Below are 16,721 nucleotides of genomic sequence, written 5' to 3'. Positions count from 1 at the left end.
GCCGTTCGGCCGAGCGCCGCAAGCGGTTCAGATGACGGAAAACGGAACGAACGCGAGGTCAGCGACGACTCGACGAGCCGCCCGGAGGCTGCGTGGGGGAGCGCAGCAAAGCGGTCTTGGTCGTGAAAATGTCAGTGAGATGATCGAGAGCGGGATGAGGAAAAGTGTGCAGCGGTTTTCCGCCCGCATCCCGCTTCTCAAAATATTGGAATCGATCACGTTCATGATTTTGGATTGAATCGATCCAAAATCATCGTGATCTAATGGATGAAATCCGGTGGTGTTGTTTTTGTTTGACATAAAACCCCCTCCTCGCTGCGATGGACCGCGCCGAGATACCCTCTCCCATCTATTTCAAATTTAGTCTGCGAAACCCGATGTCGGTGTCGGGATCGCTACGCCGCGTACTCTAACTCACCAGTTCAACCCGTCCGCCCGTCCGCTTCCGGCGGCGGATATGCGGCATGGCCTGAGCGTATTTCTCTTGGTTTGGCAAACGTTCGAGATAAACGTCGCAGTCGAGAAATTTCGGCACAGACCATCCGTTCTCATGTTGCTATGAGTCGTCATTCGCCATCACGTGGAAAGCTTCACTAACCTGCATATCGCCGCCGATACGCACGTCCACCCAAGGTTCTCTAATCCGCACTATCCGGAGAGCCGTGAGCGCCGCGAGCCACCAAGAGATACACCACCCCCCAATTCTCGCAATGGCTTTCACGTCGCGGCTGCGTCGCACAAATCGAATGTGTGCCTGCAACGCGGGACACATTCATCGCGTCGATCAGCAACGGTTTGAATCTGCGCGCGGATTCGATGTCTCCGTGCGGTGTTACAAATTCGTCGCGCTGTCCAAAATATTTTAAGAAACCGTAAAGCGGAGCGACGCGTCGGGCCGTTTTGGAAGTGCTTCATCACACTATGTGGATAAGTGATTAGCGAGGCGCATTTTTTTCTGACTGTTTTTGCGGGTAACCCGCGCCGGCCATGTGCTTATCCGGTCGTGCCGTTGTTATATCCGTATGAACATACCGAATACGACGGCGTTGCGCCGGTGCGAAACTGACGTCTGCCCCGGACAGGAGTGTCGGCCGGCGCGGGCGAGCCGAGGTCAACCGGATGGCTGTTGTCTCGAGCGGGATGAGATTCGATTGAATCGCCGTGCCCGGCGTCGTGCCGGGGATTTGCGTCCTGGAACGTGAAGCGGATCACAAGCGTGACATCGGGCGAATCGATGCGGCGGCGTGCCTTCGCAAGGCGATGCGGCCGTGAGGCGTTGAAACGCGTCCTCGTCACCTCGTTCGGTCTGACTGACGACCCCGTGCGCGATTGCTGCGCAAAAAAACAAAAGGCCCGGCGATCGGCCGGGCCTCTGCTGAAGAATACTGACGAATAACGTCTTGGGTCAGATTATTTTGCGAGCTTGGCGATTCGATGCGTCAGCCGCGAAACCTTGCGGCTCGCACTGTTCTTGTGAACGATATTTTGCTGTCCAGCCCGCATCAATTCCGGCTCTGCACGCTTCATCGCCTGGATCGCGGCGTCGCGATCGCCCTTGGCGATCGCTTCCTCGACGATCCGGACCGAGCCACGCATCAAGGTCCGCCGCGACTTGTTGACGGCGGTGCGGCGGGTAATCTTGCGTGTCGCTTTCTTGGCGGAGTGCGTATTGGCCATGGTCTCGAAAAATCCTTCGGCAGTGTTCCACCGCGAGAGGCCGGCCAGTGGCGCCGGTCATTCGATTGCGCGGTGAGCCTGCAAGTGAGCCTGAATGTATTTCCGGTTGTTCCTGAAAATGCCACCCTCGGAGCGAACAGGTTCGCGAGGCGGCGCCGTTCAAAGAACAGCGGCGGCAGGATCGCCCCCGCCGCCAGTCAGCGGTCTTATAGAGGCCCTGTTTTCGAGCGTCAACGGCTTACCTGCGAACAGGCGCGGCATTCAAGGCCTCCCTTGAGGACTTCTTAGGCACTTGCGAGGTTGAATTTCCCGCGTCCGACAGCTAGAGCCTTTTCGCTTCTGATGGAATCAGAAGCGGGCTCTATGATTTTGATTTGACGCGTTTTCTTCACGCGAACCGGTACCCATCCGCGGGTCAAGCCCGAGGACATGCTTCGCGCGAAAACGCTTCTAAGGGGCGGCCAGCGATCCGGCGGCAGAAAGAGCAGGTGACGGCATGATTCGCGGGATTTTTCGCTCAATCGGGCTGCTGCTGCTCGCGGGCGGTTTCGTTTTTCTGGTCTATGACGGCGCGCGATCGATCGCCGACCAGACCGTGCGGCTGACCACACTCGGCGAATTCTGGAACGATATTCATCAGGCCAGTCAGCAAGCGGTTCGCACCCAGATCGAAGCGTCGGCCCCCTGGATGTGGGATCTCCTCAAACTGGTCCTGAACCAGCCGGCTTTCGCGGTGCTTGCTGTTGCGGGCATTCTCCTGATGCTGCTGTTCCGGCCGCGACGGCCACTGATCGGCTACTCCCGGGATTGAATCGCCGGGACATCGACGCCGCTCGCGCTTTATCGCGAAACATACCTTCTGTTAACCATAACAGGTGCAGAACCGGGTCATCTTGTGACAAGGGACAGGTCCGGTGCGGCTCGCGCGTGTGTTTGTAATGTCGTCGGTGGCCGCGCTGGCGCTGTCGGGATGCATGCGGCACCCGGCGCCGGCGGCGATGGTCCGTCCGCATAACGCTCTCGATGCGCTGGCCTATGGCGGGCGGCAGGCCGTTGCGCCAGAGCCGGCTGCTCGCCGCGTCATGCGGAGTCCGCCGGTCCGCGCCGCCGCGGCCGCGCCGCACGTTGTCTACGCCGCTGCGCCGCCGCCCGTCGCGCGCGATCCCGCCTACCGCCTCGATGCCGGCGACCGGCTGCGCATCGTGGTCTATGGCCAGGAAGGCCTCACCAACAGCTATCTGGTCGATGCCGGCGGCAGCATCACCATGCCCCTGATCGGCGCCGTCGCCGCCCGCGGCCGCACCCCGGCCGAACTGTCCGCCGCCGTCGCCGCGCGGCTGCGCAGCGGTTACATCCGCCAGCCCTATGTCGCCGCCGAGGTCGAAGCCTACCGGCCGTTCTTCATTCTCGGCGAGGTCGCCGCTCCCGGCCAGTATCCGTTCGTGCCCAACATGACGGTTGAAAGCGCGGTCGCCATCGCCGGCGGCTTCTCGCCTCGCGCCAAACGCGACCGCGTCACCGTCACCCACACCGATGCCCGCGGTACCGTCCGCCTCGTCGTGCCCACCGCAACGCTGCTCAGCCCCGGCGACACCATCCTCGTCGGCGAACGCTGGTTTTGAGGGTGGTCTTGTTTTTTGAAATGCCTGGCGAAGCAGCGCCAGCGGCGGGTATCGCCATTATCGCCACATCCAGTTACGGCCCCAATCGCCCTTCCAGCCGGTGAGACGACCTCTGCGAAATTGTAGATAGAGCCGGTCCTTGCGGTTGAAGAAGCCGCTGCCGCCGTAGCTTCGAAACGCCAGAAACACCTCGTTGCCCGGGCGTCCGCTAATGTAGTCCAGGGGCACGCCGAGCGCTCCCGCTGCGGTCGCCTCATCCATGCCGAAAGCCAGCGGGGTGTTGTTCGACAGCGTTGCCGTAAAGGATGACCAATGTGACGGATCCACGAGGGCTTGCTGCGCGTGTCCCGGCGCGATCCACGCCGCGGACAACGCAACAGCACATGTCGAGGCGAAGACGAATGTCCGCTGCTTCATGAGGCCGCCTTTGTGTTTGCTGACACGTCAGGTTAGAGGTCGTCCGGAATTCTGCCGGCGTCGATGGCCGATGCTAACACATTTGCACTTTGCTTCCGCGAGTGGTTGCAGCCTTTGCAAATGACCGTCACCGTTTATCTCATCGGTCCGCCGGATGCCGGAGCCTCCCGGCAAATTGCCAAAAGGCAGCGGTTTGCGTTGAATTGTAGGCGGGTTGCTACGTAAGCATTAATAATGCCCCTTAATCCTCGCGAATCTACTTATCGGCTAAAGTTCGCGCAGCGCCGAACTCCAAGCCGATGAGGATCAATGACGACGCTCACAACCGGATCGTCTGCAAGACGCCGCCTGCTGCTGGCGTCCGACCGGAGCGATCGAAGCGGCGACCTTGGCGCGATTTTGCAACGCGTCGGCGACGTCGATACCACCTTGACCTCCGAGATTCCGGACACTCCGGCGGGCCGATTTGCCGGCATCGTCGTCGACATCAATTTGCGCTCGGCCGAAAGCGTATTGCGAGTGCGCGACAAGCTGTGCGCCGAGGCCTATCGATCGGTGCCACGGCTGTTCGTTCTTGCGGATGCGCTTCACCACGGGTCGATGCAGGCGTGGGCGCTCGGCGCCACTGACACGATTTCGCGTCCATTCGACGCGCAAGCCATCCTGCAACGTATCCGCTCCGCATTCCCGGGCGACGACGGCCGCGATGCTGCGGCGAGCACCAAGGCTCTGAACCGGGGCATTGCCGCGGCCCATGCCGTGCTGGTGAAGATCTTCGAGCGGCTTCCGGCCGGAGTTCCACTCGCATTCAGCGACGTGCTGGAGGCCGAGCGCGAGATTCTGAGGGCCATCAAGCGTTCCTCGTTGCGTGACTGGCTGGCCGCCGTCGGCCGCCATCACGACCATAGTTATCGCCACTGCCTGTTTGTCACAGGCTTCGCCGCCGCGTTCGCGCAGCGTCTCGGGATGCGCGAGGACGATCAGCGCCGGCTGACCCGCGCCGCATTGTTGCATGATGTGGGCAAGGCCTTCATTCCCGTTGCGATCCTCGACAAGCCGGGCAAGCTCAGCAACGAGGAAAAGAACGAAATTCGTCGGCATCCGCGCCTCGGCTATGAGGCCTTGTTACAGCAGGGCGGCTTCCCGCCCGAGATGCTCGATGTCGTTCTGCACCATCATGAACTCCTCGATGGCTCGGGATATCCCGATGGCCTGCGCGGCGATCAGATCAGCGACATCGTGCGTCTGACCACGATCGTGGACATTCATGCGGCGCTGATCGAGCAGCGGGCCTATCGCCTCCCGTTCACGCACGCCAAGTCCTTCGCGATGATGGAAGAAATGAGCGACAAGCTCGATCAGCACTTGCTGCAGGCGTTCCGCCCGGTGGCGCTGGGCTGTTGACCGGTTACGCCGCGCGCCCACGAAAGCTCGGGGTCAGGACCGGCAAGACCTGCGTGTTCTCGCCGCCTGGCTCGTCCTTCGCACGGGATGACCGTGGCAATATCGTCCATGCCTATTCCGGCTACGGCCGCGGCATCTTGGAGGACTCCGTGACGTACAAGCTGCTCGATATCCCGGGGCGCGGCGGGGGCAGGGCGGGCGGCAATCCGGCCGGCCGGGCGGGGCGCGCGACGAAATATGGCGGCGCCAGATCCGGCACGGTTCGCTACGGTTCTGGCGGATAGCTCATCGCCGCGGGATCAGGCGGCAATTTCCGAATCGGCACGTCACGGGGCGTTGCCGCCGCCTGGTCAATCGGCTAAACGGAATGCCTCGCACCCGTAGCTCAGCTGGATAGAGCGTTGCCCTCCGAAGGCAAAGGTCACACGTTCGAATCGTGTCGGGTGCGCCAAGAACATCAAGCAAAATCAATAATATGTTGAAGCGCCAGCGCAGCACTTGCCTCCGATTCTAATTTGTTGGCACACTTTTGGCACAGTCGGCACAGCGCCGCTGGTCATGAGTGGGGTACGATGGCATTAGGGAGAAAGGTCCGCACCAGTGGCACGCGCAAGTGAGACGCAAGGGCTGGCCTATCGCAACCGCAACGCTACGGACCAAAAAGGACGCTGAAGCGTGGTCGCGTGACGTTGAGAGTCAGATGGATCGCGGCATTTATGTCGATCGATCGATCGGCCGGCGAGCGCACCACCTTCAAGCAAGCGATCGAACGCTATCTCAAGGAAGTGACCGACAAGCGGCCGGGTGAGGCCTCACGCCTTGCCGAGCGCGCCCGGCTTGAACGCTTCATACGGGATGAAGGCGATCTGTGCGCATATGCAGTAGCAAATCTGCGCCCCGAACATTTTGAGGACTATCGCGACCGGAGATTGACCCAAACAGCGAGCGGCGGCGCGCCAGGCGGACGCGGGCAATACAAGGCCGGATCGCCCGATGTGAAGCTTCGGAAAGATGGCAAGCCTCGGGCTAACGCAGCCGCGCCGAAACCTGGGCCAAAACCCGCGACCCTGATCTCGCCCGGCACGGTCAAACGGGAATTGACCCTATTCAAACGCGTCATAGACCACGGAAAGCGGCGATATGGATTGCTCGTAAATCCGGTCAACACCGAGGACGGTAAAACGCCCGGCCGTGAACGACGAACGAGACGTGCGGCTCACAGCTGACGAAATTGAGAACCTCTTGGCCGCATGCCGTGAGGGCGGCAACCCGTGGATTGCGCAACTCGTCGAAATGGGTTTTGAGACTGGAGCCCGGCGCGGAAGCTTATTGCGGCTCCGCTGGGAAGACGTGGACCTCGCCGGTCGTGGTGCGCTCCTTCGGGGCGTCAAGAATTCGCGCAATCCAAGACCGGAGAGCGACTCGAGATCATCCCTGGCGAGTGGCGCAAGCGCGACGTTCAGGTCGGTCGGCACGTTCCACCCGAATATGATCAGCTTGCGCGCTTCATGGCACGGTTCGACACTGCGTACGGCTCGCCCCCACTAAGCAAGACACGCCAGATTCAGACTGTAGGCGCGGTTCATCACCGTTTCCTGTGGATACACCCCTTCCTCGACGGCAACGGCCGCGTGGCGAGGCTGATGTCGCATGCCCTTTTCAAGCGGCTCGGCATTGGGACCAGTCTGTGGTCGGTCGCCCGCGGGCTCGCCCGCGATGAGACTCGTTACAAGGCGCTCCTCGCCCAGGCCGACGGGCCGCGTGAGGGGGATCGTGATGGCCGAGGCAATCTCACCCAACGAGGCCTCGTCGAATTCTGCAAATTCTTTCTCGAGCGATCGGTCGATCAGATCAGGTTCATGAGTGGCCTGCTCGAACCTGCGACCCTGCTAACGCGCATGGAAATCCATATCGAGGAGGAAGTCCGGACCAAGCGATTGCAGCGCGGGAGTTTCGCCGTTCTACGCGAGGCGGTGATGGGCGGGGAGGTTGAACGCTCAAAGATTCCTGCGCTCACAGGCTTTGAAGAGCGAACCGCGCGCAACGTCACTTCAGCGCTAGTCGAACGTGGCATACTCACGGCTTCAACTCATCGCGCGCCGCTGCGCCTCGCCTTTCCGGCCGATGTTGCTGAGCGCTGGTTTCCAAACCTCTATCCCGCCAGCGCCGGATCGCGATCATGATCGATAAAGTCGTCGAGCTCATCCGTCGGTTCGAGCCGATGTCGTCTCGCTCCCGAGAATGGGACTTCCTCACGGCCGGGTCTGGCCGGCCGCAGCGGTGGCACGAGATCGAGGACGAGCATCGCGTTCTGATCATCGCCGATCCCGGCGCGGGCAAGACGTTCGAGGCGAAAACGCGCGCGCGCAAAGTGCGGGAGCGCGGCAGAAAGGCCTTCTTCATCCGGATCGAGAAGATCGACGCCAGCTTCGATCAGGCATTTGAAATAGGCACCGCGGAAGAGTTCACGGCCTGGCTCGGCTCGACAGAAGAAGCCTGGTTTTTCCTTGATTCGGTCGACGAAGCCCAGCTTGAGACCCCGCGCGCACTGGAGGATGCCGTGCGCGTCTTCGGGGCGCGAATCCACGACGCGCTCGAGCGAACTCACATCTTCATCACCAGCCGCGGGGATGCATGGCGCGCGCTTTCCGACCAGACGCTCATCGAGCAGCATTTGCCCTACGGCGAGCCCGAACACTCCGAGGAAGAAAATAATACCAGTGGTAAGCGTGACCCCATGCTCAAGCTGTTCCGGCTTGCCGGTCTGTCGGAGGATGAGATCGCGCTATTCGCTGGCCACTACGGCATCAGCGACGTCGGCGACTTTGTCGACGCCATCAAGCGCGGCAATCTGTTGACGCTCGCCGAGCGCCCTTTCGACCTGAAAGCGCTAATTGGCGTCTGGATTGCGGACCGTAAGCTCGGCAGCCAGTGAAGGATTGAAGTCGGAGAGCGCTACTGCACGGAGCGTGTTTGCGCTTATCCGTTGACGATCCTGATGACGGGATGACGGGTGTGACGCCATTTACCCCTTGCTTGCTCTCAATTTCTCTTAGCGCGCTTAAGGGGAATGACATGTCAACCCGTCACACCCGTCATCCCGTCAGCGTCTCTCTTTGGAAATGGCGGTAGTGGTGGCATTCCCGCTGCCGAATCTTGAGCAATCGGTTTCTTCTTGATTCCGACACGCAGCCGCGCGTGCTTCAGCGGATGATCGGCCTTCAGTTGGATCCTATCTCGGTCGCGCGCGCACCGGTGCGGATTGATCCGGCGAGGGCGCGAAACGGCATCCACGCGCTTGCGGGTGCGGTGATGCTGACGGGTAAGTCCGTGATTTGTCTGCCCGACGGCGTTCACAGCCCGGACCGGCTCGATCCACGGGTGCTGTTGCCGGACTGGAGCGCGAGCGAGATCGACGTCTTGCTGCGCACAGGGCTCTTCGACGACATTGTCTATACGAGCGTCCGTTTCCGTCATCGTGAGATCCGCGAGCTGCTGAGCGCGGAATGGGCGAACGATCTCCTCCGTCAACCGGATGGTCGGGGGCGGGTCGAGCAGCTCTTTTTCCGCAATAGCTATGACGAGGAGATCATTGTGCCGCGCACGCGGCCAACGCTGACGTGGCTGATCCTTCTAGACGATGCGGTTCGGGACAAGGCGCTTGCGCTGGCGCCCGAGATTGCGAGCGAGGGCGGCGATCCGTCCCGACTCCCGCTCGATGTGCGGCGGACTATGCTTCGCAACATCGTCGAGGGGATCGCGAAGGAACGCGAGGAATGAGCATCATGGACAACAGCGCGATCGAGCGCATTGCGACCCACGATCTAACGAACGACGCGCTTGCGCTGCTCGACACCTACGGCGCGAATGACGACGTCGTCTTCTTTCTCGGCCGGCTGGTGTGGCAGGGCCAGATGGTGGACTGCGCGCCCGCTCTTGTCCGGATCGCTGGTGATCCGTCCCGCGGACGCTATGCGCGCATCGCGGCGATCCGTGGCGTGATGGCCGTCGGCGATGCTGGGCAGAAGGATGGGGTGTGGAAGACGATCGCCGATGATCCCGGCCCGCTCGACCACGCCATACTCGCCGAGCTGCTTGATTGGGTTGCGCCGACCACGCGCGGCGTTGAGCTGCTGCTTCGTACACTTGAGCATGCCGCGCCTTTCGAGCGGTTCAACACGAATGGGCTGGATCACGCCCTTCACATGTTCATCGATCGCCTGCCGGTCATGTCAGACGAAGCGGACGATTATCCGTTGGGGCGCTTGGTCGAAGGCCTGAACAGGTTCATCGGACGTGAGCCTTTCATCGAGCGCAGCGAGTGCCATGTGTCGAAAGATTTCGCCTGGCTTATGTCGCCGGCGCTCCATGCGGCCGACCGGCTCGTGGCGGCGCGGTCCGCTCAGGCGCTCACGCCAGCCGCGATCGCGGTTATGCGCAACATGCCGGCGCTTCAGTTCTGGCGCAGCGACGATGTCGGCGAATACAAGAACGCGCTCTCCAAGAATGTACCGCGTTGGCGTGACCTCAACGATATCCTCTACTGGGACAGCATTGCCGACGCTCGGGCCAAGCTGGAGCAGAAGGGCCAGCACCTCGTGGACGATCGGCAGACCAGCTTCATAGGTCATTTTTGGGGTTTTGGGCCTGAGGACTTTGAGCGTTGTCTTGAATGGGTTCGCACGAAGGAAGGCGATGATCGTTCTGTCGTCCTCTCTCGGTGCATCTATCTCTATGTTGACGCAGACCGGCCGACAGCCTGGCTCGCACAACTTCGGGCCGCGGTCATCGATGACGAGAAGCTCGCGGCAATGCTTGAGGCTCGGTTGGATCCAAAGCCGTCGCCGGCGATGGCGGAAAAGGACGCTGAACATCGACGCTGGAGAAGTCAGCACGAGAAGCGGAAACGCAAGGAGAAGAAGAACCGAGCCGACTGGGTGCGGATATTAAGGGCTGATCCCGATCGCGTTCTCCATCCCCCTGGACTTAAGCTGGGGGAGTTCAGCCGCGATCAGTATTATCTTCTCACCACGAGCATGAAGGATGGCCTCTCAACCAGTCACGAGGATGGCGCCAATTGGCGGGCCCTCATCCCTGAATTCGGAGAAGCGGTGGCGCGCGCCTATCGGGATGCTGCGGTTGCACATTGGCGAGCCTATCGACCTGAGCTTCGCTCCGAAGGCGCGGACACCGGCTCCACGCCTTATTCACTGGTCTTCGCGATGACCGGCCTTGCGATCGAATCCGCTGAGGACAGCGCCTTTGCCCAGCGACTGACGCCGGGTGAAGCACGGCTCGCGTTCCGTTACGTCACCTGGGAGCTCAATGGCTTCCCTATGTGGTTCGAACGGCTGTATCGTGTCTTTCCGGAAATCGGACACGAGGCGGTGGCGAAGGAGTTCGTTTGGGAGCTTGAGCACAGCGTAGCGGAGCGCCCGCCACACTATATTTTGCACGACATCCTTTATCACGCGCCCTGGCTGCATGCGGAGGTCTCACCGCTGATCCTCGACTGGCTGAGGGAGGCGACCACAAACGGCGTTTTTTCCCGAAGGCTCGCCCACTGCGCCGATGTTTGCTGCGGGTCTGCATCGATCAGCAACACCTTATGCCCGGATCGGGCGAGGCGGGCCGCCGCGTTGACCGCAAGCGTGGTTTTGCCGACACCGCCCTTTTGATTGAGAAATGAAATAATCATGCAAAGATTGTACGTTCGCTATGCGGAAACACGGAAACAAAGAAAAAATTCTATCCACATGCTGCGACGCGCTTGTCATAAGCCTTCGCGACGATCGACGAATATTCGGATTACATCGATATGTTCGTCGCGCGGCCAGCGGAGAGGGCGGGGCTAAAAGCCCGGCCCCGCCGCCAGCGACAGCGCGAGCGCCTGCGAGATGTTCTCAAGACTCGCCAGCGCGAGGCGACGCTCCGGTGAGCCGGTGCGGCTGCGGGCGAGGGCCTGCGACTCCTGCCGGAACAGGACGTGCAGTTCCGTTTGGGTGCGACGTTGCAATTCGAAGGCGGTCAGTAAGCGATTCATGAGTTTCCTCCCGTTGTTCGCGGCCGGCTTGATTGCCAGCCTTGTGAATGCCGAAGCGACGGGATGGACGAGGCGCATGCGAAAAAAAACCGAGGGGCATCACCCGGCCTGCACGCAGGAAGGCTGGGGAGACGGAGTTTTTCGCTTGCGCTGTAGAAGGACAGACTGGCGCAAATTCACATGCGGTCTGGCAGGCATGGCGGTTGTGAACAGTTTGCCGGGAGGACTCGTGAAGCGATTGCCGATCGCCATTGAATAGAACGGAGCAAACAATAAGGAACGGGCGCGTCCGCTGTTCGCGGACCAGGCTCTCAGGCTCTGCCCGGAGCCGGCAGCCGTCTCCGCCGGAGGGTTTCGACCCTTCGCGCAAAGAGAACATTGAAGCCGACGCGGCCGGCGCTTCGATAACGGCGGGCCGCCCCGCCTTTTCGCGACGAGGGCTGCACCTCGCGATACTTCAAAAGAGAAAAGAAGGGGCTTGCGGCCCGGCGCGCGTAGCGCGCCCTCATATCAAAAAAGGGGCCTGCGGCCCCATGGCCGTCAAGACCAAGCCCTTCGCTTGAAGTTGCGGGCACCGCCGGGGCGTTCCCCGTCTTTCGGGAGCGCAGCTCCCTGCCAAGACGGGAGATACCTCATTCCCCGCCGGCGGTCCTGACCGCCGAACCCCCGCTCATCGCCGCATGGCTAGTCCGGTTGCATGTGCAACCAGCTAACCGAGGACGAAAGGCAATGAGTGAAGATCGAAAGGACATTTATCAGCGTGTAACCGACAGCATCGTGGCGGAACTGGAAAAAGGCGTTCGCCCATGGCTGAAGCCGTGGAACGCGGACCATGCCGCAGGACGTATTACTCGGCCATTGCGCGCCAACGGAATCCCGTATCGCGGCATCAATGTTTTGATGCTTTGGGCATCAGCATTTGAGCGTGGATATGTCGCCCCGCTTTGGATGACCTATAAACAGGCGCATGAATTGGGCGGACAGGTGCGGAAGGGCGAGAAGGGGTCGCTTGTCGTTTATGCCAACACCATCACCAGGACCGAACAGGACGAGACGACCGGCGAGGATTTGGAGCGGGAGATTCCTTTCATGAAAGGATATACCGTATTCAACGCCGAGCAGGTGGACGGCTTGCCAGCGCATTTCTACACCGTGCCGCAGGCAGCCCTTGACCCCGTGGCCCGCATCGCGAAGGCAGAGGCATTCTTTACCGCGACCGGCGCGGAGATTCACGAGGGTGGCAATCGGGCTTGCTACAACATAATCACGGACCGCGTGCAGATGCCGCCGTTCGTATCCTTCGCGGACCCGGAAGCATTTTACGCCACGCTCGCCCATGAAATAACGCACTGGATTCGGCACCCGCAACGCCTCAACCGGGATTTCGGCCGCAAGCGGTTTGGCGATGAAGGCTATGCGATGGAGGAACTTGTCGCCGAGCTTGGCGCGGCCTTCGTTTGCGCCGATCTTGCCTTGACGCTCGCTCCGCGCGAAGAACATGCCGCCTATATCGGCTCATGGCTCAAGGTCTTGAAGGACGACAGGCGGGCGATCTTCGCCGCCGCCGCTCATGCGCAGCGCGCCGCCGACTATCTCGCCGGCTTGCAGCCGCAGGCGATGGAAGCCGCCGCGTGAGCAGCGGCCAGCTACCCGAATAGAACACGGCGCAGTCGGGAACCGCCGCCTGCGCCGTGCCGCTCTATCTGACAGAGCTTTTCCTCGCTATCGCGAGCGTGGACGATTGGCACGGAAAAATCGGCGTCCGCCAGCGGCGAACGCCGGTTGGCCTGCCGGGGCGAGGCTGATTTCCATAATCTTGATTAGAAATGTACGTTTGACGTAAATCGTATTTATCTGCTATCCTGAAGGCATGATTCTGAACTACCGCGACAAACGGACCCAAGCCTTCGCTGCCGGCACGTTGGTCCGGGAGTTTCAGGGGTTCGACCGGCAGGCGTGGAAGCGCCTTGAAATCCTCGATGCCGCGACCAGCCTGGACGATCTGCGGGGCTTGCCCAGCAACCGTCTTGAGGCGTTGCGCGGCGACAGGCGCGGCCAGTTCTGCATCCGCATCAATGCACAATGGCGGATTTGCTTTGAATGGCCGCAAGGCGCTGCCGGGCCGTCGCAGGTCGAAATCGTGGACTATCATTGAAGGAGGCAAGAGCCATGGCACGGCCCCCCATACACCCCGGCGAAATCCTCGCCGACGAATTGCAGGAAATCGGCATCACGCCGACCGAGCTGGCGCGCCAGATCAAGGTGCCCGCCAACCGCATCACGCAGATCATTCACGGCCGGCGCAACATCACCGGCGACACCGCCCTGCGGCTCGGCCACTGGTTCGGCGCGTCGGCGCAGTTCTGGCTCAATCTCCAGAGCGCTTACGATATTCGCATGGCCCAGGCGAAGGCCGGCCGCGAAATCGCCAAGCTCCCCGTCCGGCGCGAGCCGGCCAGCGTCGGCACCCCATAAAGGCGGCCAGAGACGTGTATATCGCTGTTTCCCGTATCGAGAATCTTTGCCGCGTCTGCCGCTCCTCGCACCCATTGCACAGGGTATGCGGAACATGAGGATTCTCACCAACGCCGGTAACGACCGCGTCATTGACCAGTTGCGCGCCTGGCTGACGTCCGGCGCGGCCACGGTCGATTTGATGTCGCCAGACTTTTCGCTGCACGCCTTCGCGGAGGCGCGGGAAGTGCTGGGGAAGGTCGCTGCCGGTCGCCTCGCTCGAAGTCGAAGGCGGGCACAACAAGGCGTATCTGCGCTTTCTCTCCGCGAGCAATAGGGGCGGTACCATCACCGCCCGCGTCGAAATCGACGTGCAGGAAGGGAAGCAGGTTCGGCGCAGGGAAGTCGTCGTCCAAGACGGTGACGACCTCGAAGATGCAACCGGCCGCGCCCTCTATAAGGATTGTCGCATCGGTGAAATCCGGGTCGCCGGCGAGGACTCGCTGCTGGAAGTCAAGCTGGCGGGTTCGGAGGAATTCCTGCCCGTCGGCAAAGCCATCGGCGATGTGGATGCCGACGCCATCAAGCGGCTGATGATCCGCCGTACCATCCATGAGCATCTTGAAAAGGAAAAGCGCCTCGCGCCGCTCGGCATCAAGGTGCTCAGCCTGTTCTTCATCGACGCCGTGGAGCATTACCGCTCCTATGACGCGGACGGAAATCCGGTGAAGGGGAAATACGCGACCATCTTCGAAGAAGAGTATCGCCGCGCCGCCAAGCTTCCCGAGTTTTCGAGCCTGTTCAAGGAAGTGGACGTGACCTCCGACGCCGTGGAGGTGCATGATGGCTATTTCTCCATCGACAAGAACAAGCGATGGACCGATACGGCCGAAAACAATCAGGCCAACCGCGACAACGCCGAGCGCGCCTACAACCTCATCATGAGGGATAAGGAGAAACTGTTGAGTTTCGACACGAAGCTCAAGTTCATCTTCTCTCACTCCGCCCTAAAAGAGGGTTGGGATAATCCCAATGTCTTCCAGATTTGCGCCTTGCGCGAGATAGGCACCGAGCGCGAACGCCGCCAGACCATCGGTCGCGGCTTGCGCCTGTGCGTCAACCAGAAAGGCGAGAGGTTGCGCGGTTTCGATGTCAATACGCTGACGGTGATCGCGACCGAAAGCTACGAGGCGTTCGCCGACAACCTGCAAAAGGAAATCGAGCGGGATACCGGCATTCGCTTCGGCATCGTCGAGAAGCACCAGTTCGCTGCCATCCCGATTCAGAACGAGGACGGCTCCGCAGCCATGCTCGGATTCGAGGAATCAGCTGCCATCTATGGCTGGCTGCAAGGTGAGGGGTTCATCGACGCGAAAGGTAAGGTGCAGGACAAGCTGCGCACGGCCATTAAGGACGGAACGCTGGCGTTGCCCGCAGCGCACCGGCCGCAAGATACGCCAAGGACCGACCCCGATCAGCCTGGCCTTTTCGATTGAAGCGATGGTCGGGGCAGCAGGATTTGAACCTGCGACCTGAAGTTCCCGAAACTTCCGCGCTACCAGACTGCGCTATACCCCGATGCCGATTAGCATGGGCAAAGGAATACGCGAGCCGATCGCACCGGTATCGGTCAGAAACTGGCCAAGACGAATTTTTATGCGCTCCGCGCGACAGGATTTGCTGCTGCGTTTAGTGATAACAGGACAGGTTGGGGATTCGCGTTGTGGCACGGCGGCCGGCAAACACGCTGGAAAAATGGGAAGTTGCCGTCGTCAAAGCGATGTTGGCAAGGAAATACGTCCCCCAGGACATTCAGGCTTACTTCTCACGCCCGACTCGGTCGATCAATCACGCTCGCATCTCGGAAATACGAGACGGCACTAAACACAAAGCCATCAAGCCGGCCTCGGACGCCGAGTTGGATATTTTCCTCGCGGCTTGGCCAAATATCGACCCTGCGACTGGCCTCCACCTTCAAGGCGACGAACTGCTTGTTAAGGCGCGCGAGGCAATGATTGCCGCCGTTCACACCTTCAACAGCGCCGGGCTGTATTTCAGGGCTGAGCTTTTTATCGTCACCAGCGTTATCGCCTGGACCTACCTTCTGCACGCTTACTATAAGCGCGAAGGCATCGATTATCGGCATAAGAAGGGTGGAGTCGTCGAAAAAACACCAAGTGGTGCCGATAAATTTTGGGAATTGGGGCAGTGTCTCGCACATGGGAAATGCCCGTTAGACAAAGGTGTCGTTAACAACCTGAAATTCCTGACCGAGATTCGGCACGAAATCGAGCATCGCTCCACCAACAGAATTGACGATGCCTTGAGCGCTAAACTTCAGGCATGCTGCATCAACTTCAACGAAGCGATCAAAACACTATTCGGTAAGGAGTTTGCTCTGGAAAAGAGGCTCCCACTCGCATTGCAATTCGTAACGTTTGACGGCGCGCAAAGAGCCAGCTTGGTCAGTGCGGACCTGCCGGCCCATATTGCCACGGCCATGGACAATTTCCACGGCGGGCTGACCGAAGACGAACAGAAAGACCCCAAATTTCGTTATCGCGTGGCCTTCGTGCCGAAGGTATCCGGCAAGGCTTCCAAGGCGGACCTTGCGGTTGAATTCATTAAACCCGGCTCGCCAGAGGCGGAAGCTGTTGAACGGGTTCTTCTAAAGGAAGTGGAGCGCCCCAAGCTTTTGCCGTCCGAGATCGTGGCGAAGGTCAAGGCCGCCGGATATGCTGGCTTCAACATGCACGACCACACCTTGTTGGCAAAACAGCTTGATGCACGCAAGGCCGGCAAGGGCTACGGCGTGCAGGTGGCCAAGACTTGGTATTGGTATGAAAACTGGCTCGACAAAATCATCGAGAAATTGGCCGAAGGATGGAAGCGCGCGTAATGATCGCGATCATTCTGGCGTTAGGGAAGCGAGATGAAGAAGCGCACTTCCGTTAGCACAGTCCAAGATTTTCTTTCTCCACAGAAAGACGTAGACGTTATGCGCGTCTACTACTGCTATCAAGTCGGCTCCACTTTCGTAAATCTCAGCCTCATGGAGAATACAATCATTCATGCCATGGCAATGTGCGACGCCATCAAGGTGT

At 60.4% G+C, this 16,721-nt stretch carries 21 protein-coding genes, 2 tRNA genes and 2 pseudogenes; 17 read left to right on the top strand and 8 right to left on the bottom strand.

Going from position 1 to position 16,721, the window contains the following annotated elements; translation table 11 throughout:
• Positions 1-27 precede the first annotated feature (27 nt).
• Both NHAM_RS27115 and rpsT read right to left on the bottom strand, forming a co-directional pair.
• Positions 28-300, bottom strand: coding sequence for a hypothetical protein (locus NHAM_RS27115; protein WP_011512333.1), 273 nt, complete (start codon positions 298-300; stop codon positions 28-30).
• Between the two features lie 1,110 nt (positions 301-1,410).
• Complete coding sequence (gene rpsT, locus NHAM_RS20710) at positions 1,411-1,677, bottom strand: 30S ribosomal protein S20 (RefSeq protein ID WP_011512332.1); 267 nt, start codon at positions 1,675-1,677, stop codon at positions 1,411-1,413.
• A gap of 496 nt (positions 1,678-2,173) precedes the next feature.
• On the opposite strand from rpsT, the gene NHAM_RS20705 reads away from it, so the two are divergent.
• Positions 2,174-2,488 carry a hypothetical protein gene (locus NHAM_RS20705; protein WP_011512331.1) on the top strand — a complete coding sequence of 105 codons (315 nt, stop codon included), beginning with the start codon at positions 2,174-2,176 and terminating at the stop codon, positions 2,486-2,488.
• A 127-nt stretch (positions 2,489-2,615) separates the two neighbouring features.
• The gene (locus NHAM_RS20700; protein WP_086008335.1) at positions 2,616-3,299 is read left to right on the top strand and encodes a polysaccharide biosynthesis/export family protein; all 684 of its coding nucleotides are present in this window, start codon (positions 2,616-2,618) and stop codon (positions 3,297-3,299) included.
• 57 nt (positions 3,300-3,356) lie between these two features.
• Here NHAM_RS20700 and NHAM_RS20695 read toward each other — a convergent pair whose 3' ends face one another.
• Complete coding sequence (locus NHAM_RS20695) at positions 3,357-3,716, bottom strand: hypothetical protein (RefSeq protein ID WP_011512329.1); 360 nt, start codon at positions 3,714-3,716, stop codon at positions 3,357-3,359.
• A gap of 309 nt (positions 3,717-4,025) precedes the next feature.
• Between NHAM_RS20695 and NHAM_RS20690 the strand changes: the two genes are divergently transcribed.
• The 9 genes and pseudogenes from NHAM_RS20690 to NHAM_RS20660 all read left to right on the top strand — a co-directional run bounded on the left by NHAM_RS20690 (position 4,026) and on the right by NHAM_RS20660 (position 8,900).
• Positions 4,026-5,120, top strand: a complete 1,095-nt coding sequence (locus NHAM_RS20690; RefSeq protein WP_011512328.1) for an HD-GYP domain-containing protein — start codon at positions 4,026-4,028, stop codon at positions 5,118-5,120.
• Positions 5,117-5,404, top strand: a complete 288-nt coding sequence (locus NHAM_RS20685) for a DUF899 family protein (protein ID WP_011512327.1) — start codon at positions 5,117-5,119, stop codon at positions 5,402-5,404. Before NHAM_RS20690 ends, NHAM_RS20685 begins: the two co-directional genes overlap by 4 nt.
• 90 nt (positions 5,405-5,494) lie before the next feature.
• Positions 5,495-5,571, top strand: a tRNA-Arg gene (locus NHAM_RS20680).
• A 265-nt stretch (positions 5,572-5,836) separates the two neighbouring features.
• Positions 5,837-6,346, top strand: a complete 510-nt coding sequence (locus NHAM_RS20675; protein WP_041358522.1) for a hypothetical protein — start codon at positions 5,837-5,839, stop codon at positions 6,344-6,346.
• Positions 6,312-6,461, top strand: a pseudogene (locus NHAM_RS29440) (hypothetical protein); the annotation flags it as partial. The gene NHAM_RS20675 and the pseudogene NHAM_RS29440, both read left to right, overlap by 35 nt.
• Positions 6,449-6,763, top strand: a pseudogene (locus tag NHAM_RS29435) (Fic family protein); the annotation flags it as partial. The pseudogenes NHAM_RS29440 and NHAM_RS29435, both read left to right, overlap by 13 nt.
• Positions 6,764-7,303 (top strand): hypothetical protein, encoded by a 540-nt coding sequence (locus NHAM_RS20670; RefSeq protein WP_198136974.1) that lies wholly within the window; start codon positions 6,764-6,766, stop codon positions 7,301-7,303.
• A complete protein-coding gene (locus NHAM_RS20665; protein WP_041358520.1) occupies positions 7,300-8,055 on the top strand; it encodes a hypothetical protein in 756 nt (251 codons plus the stop codon). The genes NHAM_RS20670 and NHAM_RS20665 overlap by 4 nt, the downstream gene beginning before the upstream one ends.
• A gap of 290 nt (positions 8,056-8,345) precedes the next feature.
• Positions 8,346-8,900, top strand: coding sequence for a hypothetical protein (locus tag NHAM_RS20660; RefSeq protein WP_157043721.1), 555 nt, complete (start codon positions 8,346-8,348; stop codon positions 8,898-8,900).
• A gap of 44 nt (positions 8,901-8,944) precedes the next feature.
• On the opposite strand, the gene NHAM_RS25475 is transcribed toward NHAM_RS20660, so the two are convergent.
• From NHAM_RS25475 to NHAM_RS20650, 4 genes are all read right to left on the bottom strand, one after another.
• The gene (locus NHAM_RS25475; RefSeq protein WP_081435050.1) at positions 8,945-9,325 is read right to left on the bottom strand and encodes a hypothetical protein; all 381 of its coding nucleotides are present in this window, start codon (positions 9,323-9,325) and stop codon (positions 8,945-8,947) included.
• Positions 9,326-9,352: 27 nt separating this feature from the next.
• On the bottom strand, positions 9,353-9,751 hold the full coding sequence (locus tag NHAM_RS27105; RefSeq protein ID WP_157043720.1) for a hypothetical protein: 399 nt from the start codon (positions 9,749-9,751) through the stop codon (positions 9,353-9,355).
• An 836-nt stretch (positions 9,752-10,587) separates the two neighbouring features.
• Complete coding sequence (locus tag NHAM_RS28560) at positions 10,588-10,818, bottom strand: ParA family protein (protein ID WP_430707690.1); 231 nt, start codon at positions 10,816-10,818, stop codon at positions 10,588-10,590.
• A gap of 153 nt (positions 10,819-10,971) precedes the next feature.
• Positions 10,972-11,163 (bottom strand): hypothetical protein, encoded by a 192-nt coding sequence (locus NHAM_RS20650; protein WP_157043719.1) that lies wholly within the window; start codon positions 11,161-11,163, stop codon positions 10,972-10,974.
• Between the two features lie 729 nt (positions 11,164-11,892).
• Between NHAM_RS20650 and NHAM_RS20645 the strand changes: the two genes are divergently transcribed.
• The 5 genes from NHAM_RS20645 (at position 11,893) to NHAM_RS20625 (ending at position 15,113) form a co-directional block, all read left to right on the top strand.
• Positions 11,893-12,798: an ArdC family protein gene (locus NHAM_RS20645; RefSeq protein WP_011512324.1), complete on the top strand. Its 906-nt coding sequence runs from the start codon at positions 11,893-11,895 to the stop codon at positions 12,796-12,798.
• Positions 12,799-13,033: 235 nt separating this feature from the next.
• Positions 13,034-13,318, top strand: coding sequence for a type II toxin-antitoxin system RelE/ParE family toxin (locus tag NHAM_RS20640; protein WP_011512323.1), 285 nt, complete (start codon positions 13,034-13,036; stop codon positions 13,316-13,318).
• A 14-nt stretch (positions 13,319-13,332) separates the two neighbouring features.
• Positions 13,333-13,638: a HigA family addiction module antitoxin gene (locus tag NHAM_RS20635; protein ID WP_011512322.1), complete on the top strand. Its 306-nt coding sequence runs from the start codon at positions 13,333-13,335 to the stop codon at positions 13,636-13,638.
• A 94-nt stretch (positions 13,639-13,732) separates the two neighbouring features.
• Positions 13,733-13,954, top strand: coding sequence for a hypothetical protein (locus NHAM_RS26215; protein WP_157043718.1), 222 nt, complete (start codon positions 13,733-13,735; stop codon positions 13,952-13,954).
• A gap of 34 nt (positions 13,955-13,988) precedes the next feature.
• Positions 13,989-15,113 (top strand): hypothetical protein, encoded by a 1,125-nt coding sequence (locus NHAM_RS20625; RefSeq protein ID WP_041358512.1) that lies wholly within the window; start codon positions 13,989-13,991, stop codon positions 15,111-15,113.
• Between the two features lie 5 nt (positions 15,114-15,118).
• Here NHAM_RS20625 and NHAM_RS20620 read toward each other — a convergent pair.
• Positions 15,119-15,195 (bottom strand) — tRNA-Pro (locus NHAM_RS20620).
• A 145-nt stretch (positions 15,196-15,340) separates the two neighbouring features.
• Here NHAM_RS20620 and NHAM_RS20615 point away from each other — a divergent pair.
• Complete coding sequence (locus NHAM_RS20615) at positions 15,341-16,516, top strand: DUF3644 domain-containing protein (RefSeq protein ID WP_011512321.1); 1,176 nt, start codon at positions 15,341-15,343, stop codon at positions 16,514-16,516.
• The last annotated feature ends 205 nt before the right edge of the window (positions 16,517-16,721 follow it).

It is taken from the genome of Nitrobacter hamburgensis X14 (assembly GCF_000013885.1).
GTDB lineage: Bacteria > Pseudomonadota > Alphaproteobacteria > Rhizobiales > Xanthobacteraceae > Nitrobacter > Nitrobacter hamburgensis.
The sequence above is the reverse complement of the archived record's forward strand: the minus strand, read 5'-3'. Positions and strand labels throughout refer to the sequence as shown.

Excerpts from the sequence above, each read along its gene's own strand:
- NHAM_RS20650 (WP_157043719.1), bottom strand. The coding sequence starts at position 11,163 with ATGAATCGCTTACTGACCGCCTTCGAATTGCAACGTCGCACCCAAACG.
- NHAM_RS20665 (WP_041358520.1), top strand. The coding sequence starts at position 7,300 with ATGATCGATAAAGTCGTCGAGCTCATCCGTCGGTTCGAGCCGATGTCG.
- NHAM_RS20695 (WP_011512329.1), bottom strand. The coding sequence starts at position 3,716 with ATGAAGCAGCGGACATTCGTCTTCGCCTCGACATGTGCTGTTGCGTTG.
- NHAM_RS20645 (WP_011512324.1), top strand. The coding sequence starts at position 11,893 with ATGAGTGAAGATCGAAAGGACATTTATCAGCGTGTAACCGACAGCATC.
- NHAM_RS20700 (WP_086008335.1), top strand. The coding sequence starts at position 2,616 with ATGTCGTCGGTGGCCGCGCTGGCGCTGTCGGGATGCATGCGGCACCCG.
- NHAM_RS27105 (WP_157043720.1), bottom strand. The coding sequence starts at position 9,751 with ATGACCTATGAAGCTGGTCTGCCGATCGTCCACGAGGTGCTGGCCCTT.
- NHAM_RS20705 (WP_011512331.1), top strand. The coding sequence starts at position 2,174 with ATGATTCGCGGGATTTTTCGCTCAATCGGGCTGCTGCTGCTCGCGGGC.
- NHAM_RS20690 (WP_011512328.1), top strand. The coding sequence starts at position 4,026 with ATGACGACGCTCACAACCGGATCGTCTGCAAGACGCCGCCTGCTGCTG.
- NHAM_RS28560 (WP_430707690.1), bottom strand. The coding sequence starts at position 10,818 with ATGATTATTTCATTTCTCAATCAAAAGGGCGGTGTCGGCAAAACCACG.
- NHAM_RS20635 (WP_011512322.1), top strand. The coding sequence starts at position 13,333 with ATGGCACGGCCCCCCATACACCCCGGCGAAATCCTCGCCGACGAATTG.
- NHAM_RS26215 (WP_157043718.1), top strand. The coding sequence starts at position 13,733 with ATGAGGATTCTCACCAACGCCGGTAACGACCGCGTCATTGACCAGTTG.
- NHAM_RS27115 (WP_011512333.1), bottom strand. The coding sequence starts at position 300 with ATGTCAAACAAAAACAACACCACCGGATTTCATCCATTAGATCACGAT.
- NHAM_RS20675 (WP_041358522.1), top strand. The coding sequence starts at position 5,837 with ATGTCGATCGATCGATCGGCCGGCGAGCGCACCACCTTCAAGCAAGCG.
- NHAM_RS20640 (WP_011512323.1), top strand. The coding sequence starts at position 13,034 with ATGATTCTGAACTACCGCGACAAACGGACCCAAGCCTTCGCTGCCGGC.
- rpsT (WP_011512332.1), bottom strand. The coding sequence starts at position 1,677 with ATGGCCAATACGCACTCCGCCAAGAAAGCGACACGCAAGATTACCCGC.
- NHAM_RS20670 (WP_198136974.1), top strand. The coding sequence starts at position 6,764 with ATGTCGCATGCCCTTTTCAAGCGGCTCGGCATTGGGACCAGTCTGTGG.